The sequence below is a fragment of the Dietzia sp. IBK-p2-16D genome (genome assembly GCF_057773085.1).
Map to the genome: position 1 here is coordinate 35,680 of NZ_JBYMTL010000010.1, position 21,736 is coordinate 57,415.

At 72.0% G+C, this 21,736-nt stretch carries 23 protein-coding genes; 7 read left to right on the forward strand and 16 right to left on the reverse strand.

What is annotated here, in order from left to right; all coding sequences use genetic code 11:
- Positions 1 to 24: 24 nt before the first annotated feature.
- Together AC3DE3_RS16845 and AC3DE3_RS16850 are read right to left on the reverse strand one after the other, a co-directional pair.
- Positions 25 to 444, reverse strand: a complete 420-nt coding sequence (locus AC3DE3_RS16845; protein ID WP_260486231.1) for a DUF4870 domain-containing protein — start codon at positions 442 to 444, stop codon at positions 25 to 27.
- Positions 445 to 704: 260 nt separating this feature from the next.
- Positions 705 to 896, reverse strand: coding sequence for a hypothetical protein (locus AC3DE3_RS16850; protein WP_260486230.1), 192 nt, complete (start codon positions 894 to 896; stop codon positions 705 to 707).
- 413 nt (positions 897 to 1,309) lie between these two features.
- On the opposite strand from AC3DE3_RS16850, the gene ppc reads away from it, so the two are divergent.
- Positions 1,310 to 4,156, forward strand: coding sequence for a phosphoenolpyruvate carboxylase (gene ppc / locus AC3DE3_RS16855; protein ID WP_488370781.1), 2,847 nt, complete (start codon positions 1,310 to 1,312; stop codon positions 4,154 to 4,156).
- Positions 4,157 to 4,165: 9 nt separating this feature from the next.
- Here ppc and AC3DE3_RS16860 read toward each other — a convergent pair whose 3' ends face one another.
- Genes AC3DE3_RS16860 through AC3DE3_RS16875 form a run of 4 tightly spaced genes read right to left on the reverse strand, consistent with a single transcriptional unit; the run spans position 4,166 to position 7,356 of the window.
- Positions 4,166 to 5,359, reverse strand: coding sequence for an MFS transporter (locus AC3DE3_RS16860; protein ID WP_260486228.1), 1,194 nt, complete (start codon positions 5,357 to 5,359; stop codon positions 4,166 to 4,168).
- Between the two features lie 27 nt (positions 5,360 to 5,386).
- Complete coding sequence (locus tag AC3DE3_RS16865) at positions 5,387 to 6,127, reverse strand: LysE family translocator (protein ID WP_260486227.1); 741 nt, start codon at positions 6,125 to 6,127, stop codon at positions 5,387 to 5,389.
- A complete protein-coding gene (locus AC3DE3_RS16870; protein WP_260486226.1) occupies positions 6,124 to 6,750 on the reverse strand; it encodes a methylated-DNA--[protein]-cysteine S-methyltransferase in 627 nt (208 codons plus the stop codon). Before AC3DE3_RS16870 ends, AC3DE3_RS16865 begins: the two co-directional genes overlap by 4 nt.
- Before the next feature lie 30 nt (positions 6,751 to 6,780).
- Positions 6,781 to 7,356: an RNA polymerase sigma factor gene (locus AC3DE3_RS16875; protein WP_488370782.1), complete on the reverse strand. Its 576-nt coding sequence runs from the start codon at positions 7,354 to 7,356 to the stop codon at positions 6,781 to 6,783.
- 171 nt (positions 7,357 to 7,527) lie between these two features.
- Here AC3DE3_RS16875 and AC3DE3_RS16880 point away from each other — a divergent pair, with 171 nt between their 5' ends.
- Positions 7,528 to 8,556, forward strand: coding sequence for an esterase/lipase family protein (locus AC3DE3_RS16880; RefSeq protein ID WP_488370783.1), 1,029 nt, complete (start codon positions 7,528 to 7,530; stop codon positions 8,554 to 8,556).
- Positions 8,557 to 8,577: 21 nt separating this feature from the next.
- Here the strand turns inward: AC3DE3_RS16880 and AC3DE3_RS16885 are convergent, their stop codons facing one another.
- The 5 genes from AC3DE3_RS16885 to AC3DE3_RS16905 form a co-directional block, all read right to left on the reverse strand.
- Positions 8,578 to 9,006, reverse strand: a complete 429-nt coding sequence (locus AC3DE3_RS16885) for a hypothetical protein (RefSeq protein WP_260486223.1) — start codon at positions 9,004 to 9,006, stop codon at positions 8,578 to 8,580.
- The gene (locus AC3DE3_RS16890; RefSeq protein WP_260486222.1) at positions 9,003 to 9,335 is read right to left on the reverse strand and encodes an MTH1187 family thiamine-binding protein; all 333 of its coding nucleotides are present in this window, start codon (positions 9,333 to 9,335) and stop codon (positions 9,003 to 9,005) included. Before AC3DE3_RS16890 ends, AC3DE3_RS16885 begins: the two co-directional genes overlap by 4 nt.
- An 88-nt stretch (positions 9,336 to 9,423) precedes the next feature.
- The gene (locus tag AC3DE3_RS16895; RefSeq protein WP_488370784.1) at positions 9,424 to 10,608 is read right to left on the reverse strand and encodes an LLM class flavin-dependent oxidoreductase; all 1,185 of its coding nucleotides are present in this window, start codon (positions 10,606 to 10,608) and stop codon (positions 9,424 to 9,426) included.
- Positions 10,609 to 10,629: 21 nt separating this feature from the next.
- Positions 10,630 to 11,538 carry an SDR family NAD(P)-dependent oxidoreductase gene (locus AC3DE3_RS16900; protein WP_488370785.1) on the reverse strand — a complete coding sequence of 303 codons (909 nt, stop codon included), beginning with the start codon at positions 11,536 to 11,538 and terminating at the stop codon, positions 10,630 to 10,632.
- Positions 11,535 to 12,371, reverse strand: a complete 837-nt coding sequence (locus AC3DE3_RS16905; protein ID WP_488370786.1) for an SDR family NAD(P)-dependent oxidoreductase — start codon at positions 12,369 to 12,371, stop codon at positions 11,535 to 11,537. The genes AC3DE3_RS16900 and AC3DE3_RS16905 overlap by 4 nt, the downstream gene beginning before the upstream one ends.
- Before the next feature lie 158 nt (positions 12,372 to 12,529).
- Here AC3DE3_RS16905 and AC3DE3_RS16910 point away from each other — a divergent pair, with 158 nt between their 5' ends.
- From AC3DE3_RS16910 to AC3DE3_RS16925, 4 genes are all read left to right on the forward strand, one after another.
- On the forward strand, positions 12,530 to 13,918 hold the full coding sequence (locus tag AC3DE3_RS16910; RefSeq protein WP_488370787.1) for a flavin-containing monooxygenase: 1,389 nt from the start codon (positions 12,530 to 12,532) through the stop codon (positions 13,916 to 13,918).
- Positions 13,915 to 14,568, forward strand: coding sequence for a TetR/AcrR family transcriptional regulator (locus AC3DE3_RS16915; protein WP_488370788.1), 654 nt, complete (start codon positions 13,915 to 13,917; stop codon positions 14,566 to 14,568). The genes AC3DE3_RS16910 and AC3DE3_RS16915 overlap by 4 nt, the downstream gene beginning before the upstream one ends.
- Positions 14,565 to 15,494, forward strand: coding sequence for an alpha/beta hydrolase (locus tag AC3DE3_RS16920; RefSeq protein ID WP_488370790.1), 930 nt, complete (start codon positions 14,565 to 14,567; stop codon positions 15,492 to 15,494). Before AC3DE3_RS16915 ends, AC3DE3_RS16920 begins: the two co-directional genes overlap by 4 nt.
- Before the next feature lie 132 nt (positions 15,495 to 15,626).
- A complete protein-coding gene (locus AC3DE3_RS16925; RefSeq protein WP_260486216.1) occupies positions 15,627 to 16,178 on the forward strand; it encodes a YceI family protein in 552 nt (183 codons plus the stop codon).
- Between the two features lie 106 nt (positions 16,179 to 16,284).
- Here AC3DE3_RS16925 and AC3DE3_RS16930 read toward each other — a convergent pair whose 3' ends face one another.
- The gene (locus AC3DE3_RS16930; RefSeq protein WP_260486215.1) at positions 16,285 to 16,875 is read right to left on the reverse strand and encodes a maltokinase N-terminal cap-like domain-containing protein; all 591 of its coding nucleotides are present in this window, start codon (positions 16,873 to 16,875) and stop codon (positions 16,285 to 16,287) included.
- Between the two features lie 230 nt (positions 16,876 to 17,105).
- On the opposite strand from AC3DE3_RS16930, the gene AC3DE3_RS16935 reads away from it, so the two are divergent.
- Positions 17,106 to 17,579: a hypothetical protein gene (locus AC3DE3_RS16935; protein ID WP_488370791.1), complete on the forward strand. Its 474-nt coding sequence runs from the start codon at positions 17,106 to 17,108 to the stop codon at positions 17,577 to 17,579.
- 110 nt (positions 17,580 to 17,689) lie between these two features.
- On the opposite strand, the gene AC3DE3_RS16940 is transcribed toward AC3DE3_RS16935, so the two are convergent.
- From AC3DE3_RS16940 to AC3DE3_RS16955, 4 genes are all read right to left on the reverse strand, one after another.
- Positions 17,690 to 18,616, reverse strand: a complete 927-nt coding sequence (locus AC3DE3_RS16940) for an alpha/beta fold hydrolase (protein ID WP_488370792.1) — start codon at positions 18,614 to 18,616, stop codon at positions 17,690 to 17,692.
- A gap of 100 nt (positions 18,617 to 18,716) precedes the next feature.
- Positions 18,717 to 19,220: a hypothetical protein gene (locus AC3DE3_RS16945; RefSeq protein WP_488370794.1), complete on the reverse strand. Its 504-nt coding sequence runs from the start codon at positions 19,218 to 19,220 to the stop codon at positions 18,717 to 18,719.
- Complete coding sequence (locus AC3DE3_RS16950) at positions 19,207 to 20,514, reverse strand: AI-2E family transporter (RefSeq protein ID WP_488370796.1); 1,308 nt, start codon at positions 20,512 to 20,514, stop codon at positions 19,207 to 19,209. Before AC3DE3_RS16950 ends, AC3DE3_RS16945 begins: the two co-directional genes overlap by 14 nt.
- A 72-nt stretch (positions 20,515 to 20,586) precedes the next feature.
- Positions 20,587 to 21,693, reverse strand: a complete 1,107-nt coding sequence (locus AC3DE3_RS16955) for an Rv3169 family protein (protein WP_488370797.1) — start codon at positions 21,691 to 21,693, stop codon at positions 20,587 to 20,589.
- Between the last annotated feature and the right edge of the window lie 43 nt (positions 21,694 to 21,736).

Sequence of the window (21,736 nt, forward strand, 5' to 3'; positions counted from 1 at the left end):
CGCGGCGGGTCAGCGCAGCGGGAGTCAGCGCAGGACCCGCAGCTGGAACGGGTAGTTGATCGTCCGTCCCCGGGTAGCGCGAACGGTGCCGATGACGTGGCCGATGATCTGCGCGAGGAAGGACACCGCGAGCAGGACGAGGCCGATGGGCAGGCCGATCACCGTGAGGATGAAGATCCACCCCACGATGCTCATGATCCACAGGCCGAGATTGAAGTTGAACGACCCGGCGGCGGCCTGGCGCACGAACGGGCTGCGGTCCTTGTAGATCAGCCACATCACGAGCGGGCCGACGAACGAGAGCCACCCGGCCGACAGCGCCATCGCGATGAGGCTGGACGCGTGCGCCAGGGCCGCGGGGGTCCGGTCATCCGGGCCGACGGCCGGGGCCTGCTGCCCGTGCTGGGAGTAGTCGTACTGGTGGAAGCCGGGCTGCTGGGTCATTCCCCCAGTGTGCTCGCCGGACGGGATCCGCGCATCGGGGATGTCCCCGGTATCGATCCCGGGTCGCGGCAGCGGCGGGGGATCGGCGGCGGCCCGGGAGTACCCCGATCGACTGGCCGATGGTGCCGGTGCGGGCCACGATTAACCGTCGTATGGATTCGAGCCGCGGTTCGGTTGCACCAGTTGAAGCTAACAGCCTCCTTAATCCAGGGACAGCCCCCGCACCAGGACACGGTGCGAGGGCTGCTAGTTCCCGACGCTCAGTAGTAGTACCCGCCGCCGAACCCCTCAAGCGAGGCCAGGCTTCCCGTGAGCGATCCAATCGCCGCGAACTGGCTGGCAAGGTAGAGGGCCGGCGCAAGCACGATGGACCCGACGACGGCCCCAATCTGCTCAGCGCCGGTACCGGGCAGACCCGGGAAGAGCGGGATGTTGAGGTCGATCGGCGGCATAAGAACTCCTAAATGTTGTGGAGGTTCGCATATTAGGACATTGGTCCGACAAGGGGCAAGAGAGGCCCTCCGAGAACGGCAACGGACCACCGAGTGCAGCATTGACGTTCGAGTTCGCCACATGGCATTACGGGACCACGACCCGGCGCCAATCGTCCATCCACAACTCCAGGTCGCGAAGCCCGTAGTCCTCCCGGCGGGCCGTGTCGAGCATCGTCACGTTGTGGCCTAGACCGCTCGAGCGCGTCGGCTTACGAGGAACTTGACGGGGCGTGTGGATAGTCCCCGGATCACGCAGGGAGTACGTGCGGTCGTGCCCCAGATGACCGCTCGATCACCAAGGCAGTCCCGAGCGCGGGGGTTCGGCGGCGAGATTCACGCGGCTGTCATATGCCGCGCCTACTGTGGCAGCCATGGCCGATCCCACCAGATCCGACGTGCCCGCCACCGCCTCGGACGTGCCCGAGCCGGGCGACTCCGATCGGCTCGACGACGCCGTGCGGCCGCTGCGCGATGACGTGCGTTTCCTCGGAGCGGTGCTCGGCGACACGGTGCGCGACCAGGCGGGCGAGAGGATCTTCGACCTGGTCGAGACCGCGCGTCGCACCGCGTTCGCCGTCCGCCGTTCGGAGGCCGACCGGGACGAGGTGGCGGGCCTGTTCACCGACGTGTCCGCCGACGAGATGATCCCCGTCATCCGCGCGTTCTCCCTGTTCGCCCTCCTGGCCAACGTCGCCGAGGACCTGCACCAGGAGCGTCGTCGCCGTATCCACACCGCGGCCGGTGAACCCCCGCCGGACGGGGACCTCGAGACCACCTGGGCGCGACTGGCCGAGTCCAGCCCCGACCCCGCGAGGCTGGAGGCCGTGCGAGCGACGGCCCGGGTGGCCCCCGTGCTCACGGCGCACCCCACCGAGACCCGCCGACGTTCGGTCTTCGAGATCACCCGGCGGGTGCTGGACCTCATGCGCCGCCGCGACGGGCTGCGGGCCGGGGAGCGGGATCGGGTAACCGACGCCGAACTCGACCGGGTCGAACGGGATATCCGCCGACAGGTGCTCACGCTGTGGCAGACGGCGATCATCCGCAGCCAACGCCCCCGAATCGAGGACGAGGTCCTGGGTGGCCTGCAGTATCACGAGGCCACGCTCATGGAGGTCATCCCACCGCTCAACGCGGAGATCGCCGAGCGCCTCGGGTCCGGGGACCGCCCCGTCGTGCGCCCCGGCTCGTGGATCGGCGGGGACCGGGACGGCAACCCGTACGTCACCGGCGACGTGGTGCGCTTCGCCACCGAGCAGGCCGCCGCGCTACTGCACCGCCACTACACGGAGGAACTGCGGCTGCTCGAGCGGGAGTTGCCCATGTCGCGGCGGATCGTGGAGGTGCCCACCGCGTTGCGCGACCTCGCGGACTCGATGGTGGAGGCCGACGGGGAGCTCGCCGCCGCACGCGAGGACGTGCCCTTCCGTCGCGCCGTGCGGGTGGTCCGCCGTCGGCTCGCCGCGCGGGTGAGGTCCTCGTCGTCGTCACCCGGGTCGTCGCCGGACGCGATCGGTCACGACGACGACGAGCCCTACACCTCCCCGGCGGAGATGCTGGCCGATCTGGATGTCATCGACGCCGCGCTCGGGTCCTGCGGTGGCGACCTGGCGCGGTCGCCGCGTCTGCGGGACCTGCGGTGGGCGGTACGGACGTTCGGGTTCCACCTGCAGGCACTCGACATGCGGCAGAACTCGGAGTCGCACGAGGAGGTGCTCACCGAGTTGTTCGCGCTGGCCGGGGTGAGCGAGGACTACTCGGCGCTGGACGAGGGCGCCCGTGTGGAGCTGCTGCTGCGCGAGCTCTCACACGACCGGCCGCTGCTCGGGCCACGCGCGGAGCTGTCCGAGCTGGCGACCAAGGAACTCGGGGTGATGCGCGCGGCCGCGGCGGCGGTGGACCTGCTCGGCCCCGAGGTGGTCCCGCACTACATCGTGTCCATGTGCGGGACGGTGTCGGATCTGCTGGAGCCGGCGGTACTGCTGCGCGAGGTGGGGTTGTTCTCCGGCGACCCGGCGGAGCCCCGCTCGAGCGTTCGGCTCATCCCGCTGCTCGAGACGATCGACGACCTCGCGGCGGGGCCGGACATCCTCGACACGGCGCTGGCGATCCCGCAGTTCCGGGCACTCATCCGGGCGCAGGGCGACGTGCTGGAGGTGATGCTCGGCTACTCGGACTCCAACAAGGACGGCGGGTACCTGGCCGCCAACTGGGCGCTCTACCAGGCCGAACGCGACCTCGCCGAGGCCGCGGCGCGCGCGGACGTGCACCTGCGCTACTTCCACGGTCGCGGCGGGGCCGTCGGACGGGGCGGCGGCAACTCCTACGAGGCGATCCTGGCCCAGCCGCCGGGCGCGGTGCAGGGCGCACTGCGGATCACCGAGCAGGGCGAGGTCATCTCGGCCAAGTACTCCGAGCCGCGCCGGGCGCGCCGCAACCTCGAGGCGCTCGTGGCGGCGACGCTCGAGGCCTCGCTGCTCGACGTCGAGGGGCTGGGCGAGCGGGCCGGGGAGGCGTACGCGGTGATGGCCGAACTCGCGACCCTCGGGCGGGAGGCGTACGCCTCGCTCGTCCACTCGGACCCGGGGTTCATCGAGTACTTCACCACCTCCACCCCGGTCGCGGAGATCGGCGAGCTCAACATCGGGTCCCGCCCGTCCTCGCGCAAGCAGACCTCGAGCGTCGAGGACCTGCGGGCGATCCCGTGGGTGCTGTCGTGGTCTCAGTCGCGGGTGATGCTGCCGGGTTGGTTCGGTGTGGGCACGGCGCTGCGGCGGTGGGTCGACGCCGAGGGCGAGGCCGCAGCGGAGGAGCGGCTGACCACGCTGCGTCGCCTGTACGACGACTGGCCCTTCCTGCGCACGACCCTGTCCAACATGGCGCAGGTGATGGCCAAGGCCGACATGGGGCTGGCCGGCCGGTATGCCGAACTCGTCCCGGACGCCGAGGTGGGCCGGCGGATCCACGGGGTGCTCACCGACGAGTTCGACCTGACCCGCGAGATGTTGCTGGAGATCACGGGGCAGGAGACGCTGTTGGACGACAACCCGGCGCTGGCCCGCTCGGTGCGCAACCGCTTCCCCTACCTCGAACCGCTCAACGTGCTGCAGGTCGAGCTACTGCGCCGCTACCGCGCCGGGGACTCCGACCCGGCGGTGCGGACCGGCATCCAGCTGACGATGAACGGCCTGGCCACGGCTCTGCGCAACTCCGGCTGACGCGGCGTCTCAGCCCAGCTGACGGCGGGTCAGCGGGATGAGCATCACGCACACGACCGCGACGGCGGCGATCCACGGCACCGGCCCGCCCAGCGGGGAGACGGCGGCGATGACGTACGGCGTCGCCATCCCGAGGTAGGCCAGGACGTAGAACACCGCGACCATCGCGGCGTGCTCTTCCGGGCCGGACAGCAGTTCGACCTCGACCAGGCCACCGACGAGCAGGGTGCCGTAGGCGGCGCCCAGCAGGACCGAGACGGGGACCATCAGCAGCGCGCGCAGCGGCAGACCCGCGGCGGCGGCCAGCCCGGCACCGGCGGCCATCCCCAGCGCCGCGGCGACCAGTCCGGCCACCGGCACCCTCCACGGGGCCGCGGCGGAGGCGAGACGGCGGGCGGCGGGCTGCACCAGTACTCCGGTGCCGAGGGTGATCCCCGCGAGCAGCCCCGCGTACAGCACGGGCATCCCGGCGGCGTCCCCGCCCAGGAGGCCGGCGAGGACGATAAACGACATCGACGCGCACCCGAACACCAGTGGCGCCCACGGGGCCACGCCGAGGGCGAAACGGCGGGTCCGCGCGCTGTGCGGGAACAGTGGCGCGCGGTTCGCGTCCGGCGCGGGACGGAAGGGGTCGGGGGCGCTCCAGGCCAGGACCAGGGCCACCACCCCGAGCACCAGGTGCGGTAGGTAGGGCGTGTACTCGGGCGCGGGCAGGAACTGACCCACGATCCCCGCGACCAACGCACTGAGCCCGAAGCCGCCGGACACCGCCACCGCCGCCCGTCTCGCTCCCGCCCCGGGCGGCCCGGACTCGGACAGCTCCCGGATCCACGCCCCGCCCGGCCCGAAGGCGGCCCCCGAGGCCACCCCGGCGAGGAAACGTCCCAGGTACAGCCACAGGGGGTCATTCGGCCCCAGGAACATCACGACGGTCGCCACCAGCGACAACACGAGGACCGGCCGCATGAGGCGGCGCCGTCCGTTGAGGTCGGACCAGCGACCGGCCACGACCAGGGCGGGGATGAGGCCGACGATGTAGATCGCGAACATCGCCGTGACGTCGTTCTGACCCAGGCCCAGCTCGTCCTGGTACATGGTGAGCAGGGGGGCGTACTGGTTGGCTCCCCAGCCGACCGCGAACATGGCCAGCGCCGCGCGGGCCCAGTCCCGGGCTCCCACCGTCTCCACCGGCCGTGTGCTCATGGGGTGAGAACCTATCCCGCGCGCGCCTCAGACGAGCGCGGTGCCCACGAACGCCACCCCCACCACCACGAACAACCCGCTGGCCACGAGGTCGACCACCGGCAGCAGTCGTCCGACCCGCTCGTTGACCACCCGGTGTGAGGCGACCAGCGCCAGTCCCCCGAACCAGGCCAGCGCCACGGCGATCATCCCGGCGACCAGCGCCACCGACCAGACCGCGGACACCTCGTCGCGCAGGAACGGGGCGAGGACCGCGCCGAAGAACACCAGGGCCTTGGGATTGGCGAGATTGGTGACCAGGCCCCGGGTGAAGTCCGCCCGCGGCACCAGATCCGCTACCCCGATTCGGGATCCGCTATCCGAATCCGGGTAGCGGATCCCGATTTCGAGTAGCGGATCCGGTGGTGGGGTGGTGGGTGCGGCGGTGGCCGTTGGTGGGGTGGTGGGTGCGGCGGTGGCCGGTGGTGGCGTGGCACCGCGCGCCCGCCACCAGCCCCGTAGGCCGAGCACGCCGAGGGCGGCGAGCAGGATCCCGCCAGCGATCTGGAGCCCGGTCATGACCTGCGGGTACACGCGCACGAGCGTCGCGACACCGGCGAAGGCGGCCGCGAGCCACACCGAGAGGCCGGTGACGATCCCGAGCGCGGTGGCGAGCCCCTGACGTCGTCCGGTGAGGGCGCGTTGGAGGACGACGACGACGTCGGGCCCCGGCGAGACGACCGCGATCGCCCAGACCCCGAACAGGCCGAGGAGCTGCGCCGCGGTCACGCCGCCGCTTCCATCTCGAGAAGACGCCGTTTGGCCGCGAGCCCGCCCCGGTACCCGCCGAGCCCGCCATCCGAGCGCAGGATCCGGTGACACGGCCACACCAGCGGCAGCGGATTGGTCGCGCAGGCCGTGCCCACCGCCCGGACGGCGCCGGGCCGGTCGAGTTCGGCCGCGAGCTGGCGGTACGTCGCGGTCCGGCCGTACCCGATCCGCGCCAGGTGCTGCTGGACCTGCCCGCGGAATCCGCGGGCGAGGCGGGTGTCGAGGGGAAGGTCGAAGTCGCGGCGTCGGCCGGTGAGGTACTGGTCGATCTGGGTGGCGGCCTCGTCGAGCACCGGCGATTCCGGCGGGGCGGCGAGGACCCGGGGGCCGACCCGGCCGGCCAGCATCTCGAGGACCGCGCCCGGGTCCTCGACCTCGAACGCCACGTACACCAGCCCGACCGGGGTGGAGGCCAACAGCAGTCCGCCGATCGGTGAGTCGACGGTCCGGTACGCCACGTCGACCAGGCCCTCGCGCTCGGCGTCGCGGGCCAGCCGCTCCCGCAGCCGGGCGGTGTCCGCGGGGGCGGAACGCAGCACCGCGGTCACGATGGCCGCGGAATCGTGGATCGGGTCGGTCATGGCATCTCCTCGGTCACGGCAGGTCCTCGGTCACGGCATCTCCTCGGTCACGGCAGGTCCTCGGCCGCGGAATCGACGGTCCGCGTGGTCCCCGGGGGCGAACATCGTGCGAAGGCGGGCGATCCCGTCCGCGGCCGCGCGCCGGGCCGCCGCCTCGGTGCCGCCGGTGAGCTCGGCGATCTCGGCATAGCGGAGCCCGCCCAGATACCGGTAGGCCACACACACCCGCTGCCGGGTGGGCAGGGCGGCGACCGCATCCCAGATACGCGGGTCGCCCACCTCGTCGTCGTCGACCCCGGCCGCTCCCCGGGCCCCCGCCGGACGCGGTGCACGGGCGTCGAGAACGGCGACGTCGTCGGCGGCCCCGCTCGGGGCGGCCTCGCGCACCGAGCGCCGCACCACGTCCACCGCGCGGCGGTGCGCGACCCGGACCAGCCACGCCTCGACGTCGGTGTCGTCGGGCAGCTCGGGCCAGGCGCGGAGTGCGGAGAGAAAGGTCTCGGACCAGGCGTCATCGGCGTCGGGGCCCGGGCCGAGGACGGCGCGGCACACCCGCAGCACGGTGGGACCGTGACGGTCCACCGCGGCGTCGAACGCTGCCCTCATGTGTGTCGATCCTGCCCTCGTGGCTGCTGCCGGGTGCGGGCGCCCCGGAGACGGGGCGCGCGATGGTCACCGGGTAGTCGCGCGGGGCTCCGATTTCGTGAGGCGCAGCGGTTCCCCATCGCCCGCGCGGGACGCATACTTGTCTCACCGTCACGCCCCGGGGGGTCTGAAATGCTCGGTTCCGGCACACGCCCACGCCCGTCCGGCCGTCGCCCGGCGCGCCGATCCGGTAGCTCCCGACTGGCCGGCGCGCTCGCCGCTCTGTCGCTGGCGATCCCCGTCGCGGCCTCGGTGGGCGCCGTGCCGGCCCGGGTGGCGGACCAGTTCGTCCCCTCGGCCGGGGCGCAGGCGCAGCTCGGACCGCTCGGCGACTACCTGCGCGACCTGGACCCCGCGGGCGAACTGGGGCCGTACGTCACCGAGGCCCTGAACGGGATCAACGGCCCGCTCGGCAACCCCGGTCCGCCGGCCGGAGTGGACGCGCCCGTCACCTGCCGACCCACCCCGGCGCATCCGCGGCCGGTGATCCTCGTCCACGGGACCTTCGACAACGGTGCCAACACCGCGCCCCGCCTCGGTGAACCGCTGCGCCGACAGGGGTTCTGCGTGATCGCCCCGACTCTCGGCGCCTACGCCGGCAACCCGGCGCGAGGCGGACTCGACTCGATCGTCGGCGCGTCGGGACCGCAACTCGCCGGGGTGATCGACCACGTCCGTGCCGTGACCGGGGCGCAGCAGGTCGACCTCGTGGGCTACTCGCAGGGCGCGGCGATCGCCGGCTACACCACCAAGGTGCTGCGGCCGGGCGCCGTGAACCGCGTCGTCTCCGTGGGCGGCTACTGGGGCGCCGACAACAGCGGCCTCCTCCCCCACCAGCTGCCGCGCGAGGTGGCGGGCCTGGGCCTGTGGGCCGCCAACCTCCGCGGGATCGCCGAACTGTCGCCGGGCAGCCCGATGATCACCGCCTGGTACGGGTTGGACCGCACCCCGTTCCTGCCCGGCGTCGGGTACACGCTCATCGCCACCCGCGGCGACCACCTGCTCCCGCCCGAGCGCAGCTTCGTGCCCGGGCCGGGCGTGCGGTGGGTCGTCCCCGAGGACGCGTGCGGGGGCGGGCCCACCTCCCACGGCGGGATCGCGGTCGACCGGCGCACCCACGGGATCGTCGCCGGCGCGCTCGGCGGCGCGGGAGGCTGCTGAGGTCGCTAGTCGGCGGCGCGGTCAGCGCGGGTCGCGGGTGTGACGCTGGTAGAGCTCGAACGCGTCCCGCAGGCCGAGACCCGGGTGGGCGACCCGCAGCCGCCGCACCGCGTCGATCTCGCCCGACGATCCGCGCACGGCAGCGGTGATCTGATCGGGGCGGACGGAAGCGGCGATTCGGCGTGAACGCTCCTCGTTCCTGCCACCGAGCCACCAGCTGTGCGCCGCGGCACCGATGAGCAGCACGGCCAGCGCGGCCCACAGCAGCACGTCCAGCATCCCGGCCCGGCCGGAGAGCATCTGCTCGACCGCGATCACGAGCGCTCCGAACCCGCCGAGTCCGGTGGCGACCACGTACGCCACCGTCGTCCTACCCCGCGACCGCGTCACCGGCTCGATCGTCGCGCCGGCCCGGTCCGGGGTCCGATCCGACGGGCGGGGAGCCGTCACGAGCGGCCCTCGTCGTCGTCGACCTCTCCACCGGCGAGGTGACGCTCCACCCGCTCCACCTTCCCGCGCAGCTCCCCCGAACGGCCGGGCCGCAGGTCCGCCTTGAGCACCAGGCTCACCCGCGGCGACACGGCCAGGACGGCGTCGGTGGCGGCGCGGATGACGGGCATGACCTCGTCCCACTCGCCCTCGATGGTGGTGAACATCGACGTGGTCTCGTGGGGCAGGCCCGACTCCCGGACCACGCGGACCGCGTCCGCGACCGCGCGACTCATGGAGGCCGAGTCGTCCGCGGTGGACGTGGGGGCGACGGAGAACGCGAACAGCATGGCACCAACCGTAATCCCGTCGGGCCCCGCGCGCAGATCGGCGGCACCGGGCGATACCTACGTCACAGACCCACGTCACACGCCACCGTCACAGCCGCGAGACCGTCTGCGGCACACCCGCGGTGTACCCGGCCTCGGCGAGCAGCTCCCGGACGCGCGGGATGACCTTGCGGCCGTAGAGGTCGATGGAGGTCATGAGGTCGTCGTGCGGGGTCGGGCCGCTGGCGTACTTGAGGTCGAAGCGGTCCAGTCCCAGCGTGCGGACGGTGGTGGCGATCTTCTGCGCGACGGTCTCCGGGGAGCCGACGTACATGGCACCGGAGCGGACCTCGCGGTGGAAGTCGGCCTCCACCGCATCGCCCCAGCCACGCTCCCGGCCGATCTGGTTGCGGTTGGTCAGCCAGTGCCGCTTGGACAGCTCGGCCGCCCGGGCGTCGGTCTCGGCGACGAAGCCGGGCGAGTGGACGGCGATCGGCAGGCGCGGTGCGTCCGTTCCCGCCGACCCCGAGCCCGACCCCGAGCCCGAGAGCTGGGCATTGGCCTCGCGGTAGAGGTCGGCGAAAGGGGCGAACCGGCCGGCGGGGCCACCGATGATCGCGAGCATGAGCGGCATCCGGTAGCGGGCCGCGCGCACCACGGACTCAGGGCTGCCGCCGACGGCGATCCACGCGTTCAGACCGTGCTCGGTCTTGGGGTAGACGTGCTGGTCCACCAGCGGCGGCCGCAGCTCACCGGACCACGTCACCGGCCCCTCGGGCAGCAGCGCGGCGAACAGGTCCAGCTTCTCACTGAACAGCTGCTCGTACTGCTGGAGATCGAAGCCGAACAGCGGGAACGACTCGGTGAACGAGCCGCGGCCCAGCACGACCTCGGCCCGGCCGCTGGACAGGGCGTCGATCGTGGCGAAGCGCTGGAAGACGCGGATGGGGTCGTCGCTGGAGAGCACCGTGACCGCCGAGCCCAGCGTGATGCGTTCGGTGCGCGTGGCGATACCGGCGAGGAGGACGTCCGGTGCCGAGACCGCGAAGTCCGGGCGATGGTGTTCGCCGATGCCGAACGCGTCGACGCCCACCTGATCGGCCAGGACGGCCTGCTCCACGACGTCGCGCAGGACCTGCGCGTGGTGGACGGGGCGACCGTCGCGGTCGACCGTGGTGTCACCGAAGGTGTCGAGGCCGAAGGCGACACCCCGGGTGGAGGAGACACCGTGGGTGGAGGGCGACGACGACGAGGTGGGCGTCGCGGGATCGTGGGCGGAGGCCGGGGAATTCATGCGGCCAGCATAGTTGATCCGTCACCTATGTGGCGCGGGAGTGTCTCGTCCCGTCACCGGGGCCTCCCCCCTCCTGGCTCGGGAGGCGCGCACGTACCGGGCGATCATCCTGTCCATCACCCCGGGTGCGAGCCGCTGCAGACGCCACGTGGCGCGGGCGCGGGCGGGTTCGACCACGAGCGCGCGATTGCGGTCGACCCCCTCGAGGACACGGGCCGCCAACCGGTCGGGATCCATCGGGCGTCGCACCCCCTGGCCGTCGAGATAGAAGTGACGGCCGTCGAAGCCGTCCAGCTCGCCCTTGTCGAGAATCGCGGTGTCGACCGCGGCCGGGCACACCACCGTCACGCCCACCCCGTGTCCGGCGGCCTCGGCGCGCAGGGACAGCCCGAGTCCGACGACCGCGTGTTTGGTCATGGCGTAACTGGTGATCAGTCCCGCCGGGCACAACCCACCCATCGACGCGGTGAGCACGATCGCCCCGACGCCGCGGTCGATCATGTGCGGGTACGCGGCGTGCACGCAGTGGACCACCCCACGGATGTTGACGTCGATGATCGCGTTCCACTGCTCGAGGGTGAGCTTGTCGGTGTCGCCGCCCCAGGTGATGCCGGCATTGGCGAACATCAGGTCCAGCTTGCCGCGAGTGGCGACCACCTCCTCGACGAGGGCCGACACGGCGGCGGCGTCGGTGACGTCGAGCTGCGCCGGTTCCGCACTCCCGGCGCCCGCCGACCCGGTGCCGGGGCCGGACCTCGTCGTCGTCACCTCCTCGACGACCCGACGCGCGGCGGCGAGATCGATGTCGGCCACCACCACGTGCGCGCCCGCCGCGACGAGGGCGCGGCTGAGGGCCGCACCGATCCCGGATCCGCCGCCGGTGACGACGGCCGACGCCCCCGCGAGCCGCGGGCCCCGCAGCGCGGTCACGAGAACGCCCTGGTCGCCAGCCCGAGCACGTCCGGGTAGCGGCGCAGCTGGGCGCCGCCGTCGACCGCGAGGTCCTCGCCGGTCATCCAGTCCGCCGCGGCGAGGTGCAGCACGGCGCGGGCGACGTCCTCGGCGGTCCCCCGGTGGGCGATCGCGGAGTTCTCCGCGTACTCCTCTGCCAGGCCCGGGATCTGCAGGACGGGTTCGGTGAGCGGCGTGACGAGGAACCCCGGCGACACGGTGTTGACCCGGACCCCGCGCTCGCCCAGCTCGAGTGCCGCGACCTGGGCGAGCATCACCAGGCCCGCCTTGGCGGCACAGTAGGCCGCCATCCCCCGGCCGGGCTGCCGCGCGTTGAGGGAGGCGATCGCGACCATGGACCCGCCGTCGCGGACCACCCGGCCGCCGTGCTTGAACACCAGGAACGCGCCGGTCAGGCACACATCGACCACCCGGCGGAACTCTGCGGTGTCGTGGTCGGTGACCAGACCCAGTGTGCTGACACCGGCCGTGGTCACCACCAGGTCCGGGGCGGCCCCGGCGAACAGCGCCTCCACGGACGCCTCGTCGATCACGTCCACGGCCCGGGCCGTGTGGGCCGATCCGACGCCGCGGAAGGACCCGAGCTCGGTCACGCGGGCGACGGCGAGGTCCGCGTCGAGGTCGGCGATCGTGACCTGCCAGCCGTCGGCGGCGAGAGCCCGGGCAGTGGCCCAGCCGATGCCCGAGGCGCCTCCCACGATGATCGCGGACCGGCCCGGGCCGCCCACACCGGCACCGCCCGAGTCACTCTCACCCCCGGCAGACGACGAGTGGTGGCGGTCGGTGTCCATGGGGCCTCCAGTAGGGTTCGCGCCGAGCCCGGGGTGGCGTGTCCCACCCGGGCAGAGGAAGCTGTTGACGACCGTCAAGACGCGCCATAGTGTGATCCGCGCCATAGCTCTCTCGTCGGCGAGTCTGCCTCGCCGAGGGATCCGCCGAAGGGGTTCGCATGACATCCACCTGCCAGATCGCCGTGATCGGCGCGGGCATCAGCGGCCTGACGACGCTGAAGATGCTCCGCGACTACGGGATTGACGCGGTGTGCTTCGAGGCGTCGGACCGGATCGGCGGGAACTGGGCGTTCGACAACCCCAACGGGAGCTCGAGCGCGTACCGCTCCCTGCACATCGACACCTCCAAGCACCAGCTGAGTTTCCGGGACTTCCCCATGCCGGAGGAGTTCCCGGACTTCCCCCACCACAGCCAGATCAAGCAGTACCTCGACGACTACGCCGAGGCCTTCGACCTGCTGCCGGCCATCGAGTTCGAGACGCGGGTCACCCGGGCCGAGCGGCTGCCGGACGGCGGGTGGGAACTGACCACCGCACGCACCGGCTCGGCCGCACAGGAGGCCGGCGGCGGGACCGAGACCCTGCACTTCGACGGCCTCGTCGTGGGCAACGGGCACCACTGGGACCCGCGCTTCGCAGACTTCCCCGGCGAGTTCACCGGGGAGATGATCCACTCGCACGCCTACATCGACCCGTGGGATCCCCTGCACCTCATGGACAAGAAGATCCTCGTCGTGGGCCTGGGCAACAGCGCCGCGGACATCGCGGTCGAGCTGTCGTCCAAGGCCATGCGCAACGAGGTCACGCTGTCCACCAGGTCGGGCGCGTGGATCGTGCCCAAGTACATCGCCGGGAAGCCGGCCGACAAGTACTTCGCGACCTTCCCGTACATCCCGTACTCCTGGCAGCGCAAGGCCATCCAGGCGATGCAGCCGATGTCGGCCGGGCGGCCGGAGTCCTACGGACTGCCCACCCCCAACCACAAGTTCTTCGAGGCCCACCCCACGCAGTCGGTCGAGTTGCCGCTGCGACTGGGTTCCGGAGACGTCGTCGCCAAGGGGAACATCGCACGACTGGACGGCCGCACCGTCCACTTCGAGGACGGCACGAGCGACGAGTTCGACGTGATCATCCAGGCCACCGGGTACAACACCACCTTCCCGTTCTTCGACCGCGACTTCCTCAGCGCCGACGACCACAACCACGTCCCGCTCTACAAGCGGATGTTCACCCCGGGCATCGAGGATCTCGTCTTTGTCGGCTTCGCCCAGTCCACCCCGACGTTGTTCCCGTTCGTCGAGGCCCAGGCCCGCCTCGTCGCCGCGTGGGCGGCGGGCCTGTACCGCACGCCACCGGTCGCGGAGATGGAGCGGGTGATCCTGGAGGACGAGAAGAAGTACATCGGCCACATGCTGGACACCCCGCGCCACCAGCAGCAGGTGGACTACTTCCTCTACGAGCGGGACCTGCGGACCCGCGAGATCCCGCGGGGGCTCGAGCGCGCCCGCGAGCGCGGCACCGCCCTGCGCGCCCGGGTGACGACGTGACGCCGGCCGCCCCGTCGGCGAACACCTCCCCGCGCGGCGACCGCCGCCGCGAGGCCCTGCTCGCCGCCCTCGACGACCGGTTACGCACCACCCCACTGGACGACATCTCGGTGGCCGACCTCACCGTGTCCGCGGGGATCACCCGGTCCGCGTTCTACTTCTACTTCGACTCCAAGGCCGCCGCCGTGGGCGTCCTGCTGGCCGCCGTGCAGGACGAGGCGCAGGCGGCGGTCGAGACGATCGTGGGGGGCGAGGGCGACTTCCGCCCGCGTGTCGCCCGTGCCCTCGAGAAGCTCACCGACCGCGTGTTGGAGAACGCCCACATCTACCGGGCCCTGCTCACCGCCCGGAGCAAGCACGCGCAGACGCGCGCCCTGTGGGACGAGGGCCGCCGGGTGATGGCCGCCCCGGTCGCCGAGTTCCTGCGCGCGGAACGTGAGACCGGTCGAGCACCGGACGGTGTGGACGCGGACGCGCTCGCCGTGGGGCTCATCCACATCAACGAGACCGTGCTCGAGCGACTGGCCTTCGACACCGACGGCCCCCGCGAGCCACTGCTGTCCGTCGCCACGGACATGTGGGTCCGCGCGCTGTACGGCCGACCCGACCCCGCGGTGGACGCCGCAGCAGCCCCAGGGAGAACCGCATGACCAGCCCCGTCGACATCGCCTTCCGCTCCGGATCCGGGGCCGACGCCGCCGAGTGCCGCGGATGGTTCCTGCCCGCCGCCGGCGCGGGCGCCCCCGACGACGGTGGTGACGCGCGACGCCCATGCGTGGTGCTGGCGCACGGACTGGGCGGGACCGCCGACTCCGGGCTCATGCCGTTCGCCGGGGCGTTCGCGGCCGCCGGGTACCACGCGCTCGTCTTCGACTACCGCGGCTTCGGTCGCTCCGATGGTCAGCCCCGCCAGGTCGTCTCCCCCGCGCGCCAGCAGGACGACTACCGTGCGGCGATCGCCGCGGCGGCCGCCCGGCCCGACGTCGACCCGGAGCGCATCGTGCTGTGGGGTTGCTCGCTCGCGGGGGGCCACGTCATGGAGGTGGCGCGCGGCCGGGACGACGTCGCCGCCGTCATCGCGATGATCCCCCTGGTCGACGGGCGGGCCGCAGCCCTGGCCGCGGCCCGCCAGCACACGCCCGCCTCGCTCCTGCGGGCGACGGGTTCCGCGATCGCCGCCAGGGCGGTGTCGGCGGCGGGTCGCCCCGAGCCGCTGCTCCCCTTGGTCGGCCCGCCCGGGTCGGCCGCACTGTTGTCCCTGGACGGGTACGAGGAGGCCTACACCTCGGTCGCCGGGCCGACCTGGCGGAACGAGGTGGGCGCCTCCATCGGCACCGAGCTGGGCTCGTTCCGGCCCGGCCGGCACGCGGAAGACCTCGTCGTCGTCCCCGTGCTGGTCCAGATCGCCGACCTCGACCGCAGCGCCCCGCCGCACGCCTCCGCCACGGCCGCCTTCGCCGCGCGGGCCGAGGTCCGCCACTACCCGGGCGATCACTTCGACCTCTTCGCCGGTCGCCCGTGCCACGACCGGGCGGTCGAGCACGCGCTGCACTTCCTGCAGCGGCACGTCGGCTGACCCCGCGGCCCGGTGAGCGCGGGAGCCCCCGAGAATAGTTGTTGACACGTCATAGAGCGCGACCTATAGTGGGTGACACAACAAGCACTCGTCCGGCCCGCCGGGCGGGCAACCCCACCCCAAGGAGTCACCATGACCACCAACCTCACCGACCTGACCGGCACCTGGACCCTCGACGACACGCACACCCGGTTGGGCTTCGTCACCCGCCACGCGATGGTCACCAAGGTCCGCGGCTCGTTCAACGACTTCACCGGAACCGTCACCGTCCCGGCCGAGGGCATCGAGGGCGCCACCGCCCAGGTCACCATCAACGCCACCTCGATCGACACCCGCAACGCTGATCGGGACGGCCACCTGAAGTCCAACGACTTCTTCGACATGGAGACCTACCCCGAGATCACGTTCACCTCTACGAAGATCGCCGCCAACGGCTCGGGCGGCGTGGACGTGACCGGCGACCTCACGATCAAGGGCACGACCAAGTCCGTGACGATCCCCTTCGAGTACGCGGGCACGGCCACCGACCCGTTCGGCAACCTGCGCGCGGGCTTCGAGGGCACCACCACCCTCAACCGCAGCGACTTCGGCCTCACCTGGAACGCCGCGCTCGAGACCGGCGGCGTGCTGGTCTCGGAGAAGGTCACCCTCGAGATCGAGGTCTCGGCCATCAAGAGCGCCTAACCGCTCGCCCGCCACGGTGGCGGGCTCACGCCTCCACCGCGCGACGACACCGCCCCCCACCTGGTCTCAGGCGGGGGGCGGTGTCCTGCGTTCCGCGCGCGTCAGGTCAGGAGACGACGACGAGGACCGCGGTGTGCGACCCGTCCTCGTCCTCCCAGGTCGCCGTGAGCGTGCCCGGTGAGCCGACGAGCGGGCCGTCGGCCTCCGCGTCGTTCTCCTCGGACACGACGCGGATGACCCGCAGCTCCGGGTCGTCGCCCTGGGTGATCCCGTCACCCCCGCCGCGGACGTTCACCGGCGACGGGGTGATCGACCCGTCCTCCACCTGGAGATGATCGGCCGCGACGTCCCGGTGACTGATCACCCGGCGGACCTCGGCGAGGTAGACGGGATCGGCGGAGGCGTCGTAGACCCAGCGTCGGCCGAGCACCGAGTGCTCCATCTCGCCGACCAGAGTGGCGCCGTCGAGCTCGGAGCCCCGGTAGGTCACGGGTACGTGGAAGGTGCGCGAGCCGTCGGTGAGCAGGAAGCACTCCATCCCGACCTCGCCGGCGGGGTCGACGAACCGGTAGGCCGTCACCTGCTCGAGGACCTCCGGGTCACCGTCGAACCAGTCCTGGTGGCGGACCCACGCCCGGAGCAGCTCCAGCTTGCCCGGGTTCAGGACGGCGTCATAGATCTCGGCAGTTCCACTCATGCGTCAAGAGTCCCCGAATTCGTCCGGCCCGGCAAACGATCACCAGGCCGGGTGGATGTATGAAGAAGAATTCGCGGAGCACTCGTTCCCCCTGCGTATCGCCACCAGCCGCCACCCACCGACCCCAGCCGGTGTGACGACCATCACAGCCAAGCCGCAGGGGCGGCGGTTACGGTTGCCGCCATATCGCTGGGAGACCCCCGGAATCCCGAGAGAAAGGTGCGACCCACATGAAGAAGACCATCGCAGTGATCGGTTCCGCAGCCGCCCTGTCCTTCGCCGGTGCCGGCCTCGCCGCCGCCGAGGAGGCCAACGACCAGATCCAGGGCACCGACACCACCCTGACGGAGGTCACCGAGGAGGACCTCGACGAGGTCGAGACCCCCGCCGAGGTCTCCGCCATCGCCGAGCAGCTGTGCGGCACCATCTCCGCCTACGACTTCCTCGGCTCGGCCGAGGGTGTGGTGCCCGGGCTGAGCGGCGAGGAGTGCGAGGCCAACGCCACCGCCGCGGTCGGTGCCGCGTTCACCGGTGACATCGCCGGCGCCATCGACATCCTCCGCGGCATCGACGCCGAGATCCCGGGCGATGACGACGAGACCGCGGATGCCGGCTCGGCCGAGCTGCTGGGCTCGCTGGCCGGCGGTGACGTCGAGGGCGACGAGCCCGCCGACGACACCGAGCTGCCCGCGTTCGGCTCCTGATAGCGACTCGCGCGGCGGCTGCGACCAGCCGCTGACAGGCGTAGTCATCCGACTCGGCCCCGGCCCCCCTCGAGGGAGCCGGGGCCGAGTTTTTCCGCCCGCCCGGGCCGTCAGCTGTGGGGCTCCGGCGGATGAGGCTCCTGCAGATGGGCCCCCGCCGCCACGAGGTCGCTGAGCGTCTCCGGGTCGATGTGCCCCGGCCGGGTCTCGGTCATGAACTCCACGATGATCCGCTCGACAGCCGCCGGGTCTTCGACGTGCGGGTAGTGGCCGGTCCGCTCCACGATCGCCAGGCGGCTGCCGGGGATCGCTTCGTGGGTGGCGTGCCCGTGCGACATGGGGATGATCGGGTCGCGGTCGCCCCAGATCAACTGGAACGGCAACTGCCCGGCCAGGTGCAGCCGGTTGGCCGCCGACACCGCTTGTCCCTTGTTGTCCACGACCGCGCGCAACGTCTTGAAGAACGTCTTGCGGTGACCCGGCCTGCTGAGCGAGTCATAGGCCGACCAGGACTCGGTGATCGCGTCCGCACGGATGCCCAGGCCGGAGAAGAAACGCCCCACCGAGTTCCCGGCGTTGACGAAGACCGGGGCCGCGCCGACCGTCAACAGGAGCTCGGCGCCGGGGACGGCCAGCATCCGGAGGATCCAGTTGACCTCCTTGCCCAGGCCGCCGCTGCCGATCAGGACGATCCGCTCGCAGTATTCCGGGTACTGGTAGACGAACTGCATGGCGACGCCGCCGCCGAGCGATTGCCCGATGACCGTGCATCGCTTGATGCCCTTGACCACCAACAGGTCGCGCAGGGCGGAGGCCATCGCGCCGAGCGAGTAGTCGTCGAAGTCGAGTGAACTCTCCCCGTGACCGGGCAGGTCCGGGGCGATGACGTGGAAGTGGGCGTCCAGACGCGGGATGAGTTCGCGCCAGGTGGTCGAGCTGCCGGCCATGCCGTGGATGAGCAGGATCGTCGGCTTGCCCTCGCCGGCACCCGCCTCGCGGTAGGCCAGCTCTCGTCCGTGGAGTGTCGCGGTCTGCATAGTGATTCCCCCTCGGGGACGGCCTCCCGCGCCGTATCTCGTCGCAGGGAGCACCTACCGTCATTGTGCGCCCACGGCGACGTCGACGCAGTTCCCCGCGTCACATACGGGCGGAAAATCTTCGGATCAGCCGCCTGTGCCGGTGGCGGAACAGCGCACTGACCACCATCCGCACCACCGACCCCGGCAGCACCGTCCGGGGTTCGGCCCGCAGGGAGTCCGTCACCCGGGTGGAGCCGTCGGGCAGGGCCTCGAGCTCCCGTCGGTGCTCCCAGACGCGGCACGAGCCCAGGCTCGAACGTTCCCGGAAATACCGGGGCGCCTCCAGCTCGGTGACCACCAGGTCGTCGAATTCCACCGGGACGACGCCCGCCAAGAGGATCCACGCCCGCCCCGCCGGCCGGCCCAGCGGGAGGTCCGCGATCGACGCCCCCCGCAGCGACCTCGGGAACCGCATCGTCAGGAGCGGGCCGAACTCGTCCGCTACCCCCTCGGCGGTGACGACCCGCGCCCACACCCGGTCCCGGGGCGCGGGCACGACGCTCGAGCGCACGACCTCCACGCCGGGGGTCCGAGCAGCGGCCCGCCCGTCATCGCGGCGCATGGTCAGGGACCCTCACGACCGGTTCGGCGGGATCGGGATCGTCGTCGTGCCCGGTCTGGAGCGCCTCGTCGTCGTCCCCCCGGATGTCCTCCCCACCGTCGGGTCCGGACACCTCGTCGCGCCCGGGCACCAACCCCGGCCCGAGGTCCGCGTCGCCGTCGTCCGAACCGCCGCCGTCCGCGTCGCCCCTGTCCGCGCCGCCCCGGGCCGCGCCGCCCCGGGCCGCGAGGTGGCGCACGACGGTGTTGGCCATCGCGGTGACCGGGACCGCGAACAGTGCACCCACGACACCGAACAGGTACGTGCCGGCCGTGACTACGAGGATCACCGCGAGCGGGTGCAGCGCCACGGCGTGGCCCATGAGCAGTGGCTGGAGCACGTGCGACTCGAGCTGGTGGACGACCACGACGATCGCCAGCATCGCGATCGCGATCGCCGGGCCCCGCTCCACCAGCGCCAGGACCGTGGGGATCACCCCGGCCACGAGGGTGCCGACGATGGGCACGAACGACGCCAGGAACACCACCACGACGATGGGGATCACGAACGGCACCCGCAGCAGCAGCGCGCCGATGCCGACCCCCGCGGCGTTGATCGCGGCCACGGTGAGCTGGGTGCGCGTGTACGCACCGAGGCTGCCCCACCCGCGCCGGAACGCCGTGTCGACGTGCTCCCGGCTCGCCCGGGGCAGCCATCGGACGAAGAACTCCCACAGCTTCTCCCCGTGATAGAGGAAGAAGAACAGCGACACCAGGCAGATGAGGACGCCCGCCACCGCGTCGACGGCGGTGTGGCCGAACTGGACCGCGCCGGCGGCGACCGCCTCGGAGTTCGACTCGATCCAAGTGCGGGCCTGGGTGACGGCCTCCTGCAGTCGGTCCGCGGTGAGGTGCAGCGGGCCCTCCTCGAGCCACCGCAGTGCGGAGTCGGTGCCCGACGAGATCTGGTCACGCATGCGGGGCACGCCTGTGGCGAGCTGGGTGGTGACCGCCGCGAGCGCGGCGAGGATGACCGCGAGGACTCCGACGACGACGACGAGGGCCGCCGCAGCCCGAGGGACCCGCGCCGGGATGCGGTCGACCACCGGGCGGAGCATGGCCGCGAGCAGGACCGCGATCGCCAGCGGCGCGATGATGACCGACAGCCGACCGACCGCCTGCCCGACGAGCCACCCGCCGCCCGCGATGAGGAGCAGGCACGCCGACCAGCCCGCCGCCAGCAGGACCGGGTACGGCAGATGCGCACGGTCGAACGGGGCGGCGGTCGGGCCGGGGGGCGGCGGGCCTGGTGTCATGACCTCAGGATAAACGGGTGTGAAGAATTCTCAGACGGCTTCACCGGGCGGTGTCGTCATGGAGCAGTGTCGTCATCGGGCCAGATCGGTCCAGTCCGTGAACCCGCTCGGGTCGTGGCGGCCCAGCACGGCGTGCTCGAACATGCCCCAGCCCTCCGCGCCGTCACACGTGGCCCGGGCGATGTGGTCGATGGTCTGGTACGGCATGAACGCCTGCACGTCGGGATCCGCGAGGTCGTAGGCCGTCGACAGGCTCCAGCCGCGCCCCTTCCACTGGCCGTGCTGCCAGTCCGGGTCGCCCACGTATCCGGATCCCATGCTCAGTGGGATGTAGCCGAGGGTCTCCACCTCCACCACCACCGGCTCGCCGGTGGGCGCGGTGAGGTGGATCCGCGCGGTCTCGGGGTGCCGGGTACCGCTGCGGTAGTCGATCTCCACGCGCGGCCAGCCCAGCTGCTCGATCCGGCCGTCCTTCCACGTGCGGGTGGCGTGGCTCAGGGTGCGGTGACCGTCCGGGCTCTCCTGCATGATGATCATCAGCGCGTAGTCGTCGAACCGCAGCGGTACGTACGTCCACCAGTGGCCCTCACGCGGCTCGTCGGCCGAGCGACCCTTGGGCTCCGGGTCGCCGCTGGGACGAATGCCCCAGGAGCGGTCGCGGCTGCCCATCCACACGTCCGGGTCCACGGTGTAGTCGGTGCCCTCGGCGGTGAGCGTCCCGGACCAGCTACCGACCTGGGCGAAGCGTGTCGCATCGAGAATCGGCCGGGGCCCGTCGAGCAGCATGTGCCGCTCCTCGAGGACCGCCTCGAACGAGCCGTGCCAGGTGAGGTCGAACGAGAGGTCCTCGTGCTCGCAGAGCAGGCGGACGGTCCGCAGCGGCTCGATCACCTCGACCCGGTACCCGCCCACGACCGAGTCGAGGGACCGCTCGTCGCTGGCGTCGGAGAAGCGGACCGAGCGTTGCCGGTCGCCCTGTCGGACGGTGGCGAAGGCGTCGATCACGCCGAGATTGGGGTACACCCCCAGTCCGGTGACGAGGTAGACGTCCCCGGTCCGGTCATGGGCGTTGAAGTAATAGCGGTCGTAGAAGTTGCGGTCACTCGTGGCGACCTGCGCCATCGACAACGGGGACTGGTGCACCGGGTACTCGTCGAGTGGCGCGGGCTTGATCGTCATGGACTCTCCTGGGAATTCTCTGGGGCGGTGGTACATGCCGGGG

Coding starts and splice junctions, on each gene's coding strand:
- AC3DE3_RS16940 (WP_488370792.1), bottom strand. CDS start 18,616: ATGCAGACCGCGACACTCCACGGACGAGAGCTGGCCTACCGCGAGGCG.
- AC3DE3_RS16950 (WP_488370796.1), bottom strand. CDS start 20,514: ATGACACCAGGCCCGCCGCCCCCCGGCCCGACCGCCGCCCCGTTCGAC.
- AC3DE3_RS16845 (WP_260486231.1), bottom strand. CDS start 444: ATGACCCAGCAGCCCGGCTTCCACCAGTACGACTACTCCCAGCACGGG.
- AC3DE3_RS16935 (WP_488370791.1), top strand. CDS start 17,106: ATGAAGAAGACCATCGCAGTGATCGGTTCCGCAGCCGCCCTGTCCTTC.
- AC3DE3_RS16945 (WP_488370794.1), bottom strand. CDS start 19,220: ATGCGCCGCGATGACGGGCGGGCCGCTGCTCGGACCCCCGGCGTGGAG.
- AC3DE3_RS16920 (WP_488370790.1), top strand. CDS start 14,565: ATGACCAGCCCCGTCGACATCGCCTTCCGCTCCGGATCCGGGGCCGAC.
- ppc (WP_488370781.1), top strand. CDS start 1,310: ATGGCCGATCCCACCAGATCCGACGTGCCCGCCACCGCCTCGGACGTG.
- AC3DE3_RS16955 (WP_488370797.1), bottom strand. CDS start 21,693: ATGACGATCAAGCCCGCGCCACTCGACGAGTACCCGGTGCACCAGTCC.
- AC3DE3_RS16870 (WP_260486226.1), bottom strand. CDS start 6,750: ATGACCGACCCGATCCACGATTCCGCGGCCATCGTGACCGCGGTGCTG.
- AC3DE3_RS16850 (WP_260486230.1), bottom strand. CDS start 896: ATGCCGCCGATCGACCTCAACATCCCGCTCTTCCCGGGTCTGCCCGGT.
- AC3DE3_RS16890 (WP_260486222.1), bottom strand. CDS start 9,335: ATGCTGTTCGCGTTCTCCGTCGCCCCCACGTCCACCGCGGACGACTCG.
- AC3DE3_RS16905 (WP_488370786.1), bottom strand. CDS start 12,371: ATGGACACCGACCGCCACCACTCGTCGTCTGCCGGGGGTGAGAGTGAC.
- AC3DE3_RS16930 (WP_260486215.1), bottom strand. CDS start 16,875: ATGAGTGGAACTGCCGAGATCTATGACGCCGTCCTGAACCCGGGCAAG.
- AC3DE3_RS16875 (WP_488370782.1), bottom strand. CDS start 7,356: ATGAGGGCAGCGTTCGACGCCGCGGTGGACCGTCACGGTCCCACCGTG.
- AC3DE3_RS16910 (WP_488370787.1), top strand. CDS start 12,530: ATGACATCCACCTGCCAGATCGCCGTGATCGGCGCGGGCATCAGCGGC.
- AC3DE3_RS16880 (WP_488370783.1), top strand. CDS start 7,528: ATGCTCGGTTCCGGCACACGCCCACGCCCGTCCGGCCGTCGCCCGGCG.
- AC3DE3_RS16860 (WP_260486228.1), bottom strand. CDS start 5,359: ATGAGCACACGGCCGGTGGAGACGGTGGGAGCCCGGGACTGGGCCCGC.
- AC3DE3_RS16895 (WP_488370784.1), bottom strand. CDS start 10,608: ATGAATTCCCCGGCCTCCGCCCACGATCCCGCGACGCCCACCTCGTCG.
- AC3DE3_RS16925 (WP_260486216.1), top strand. CDS start 15,627: ATGACCACCAACCTCACCGACCTGACCGGCACCTGGACCCTCGACGAC.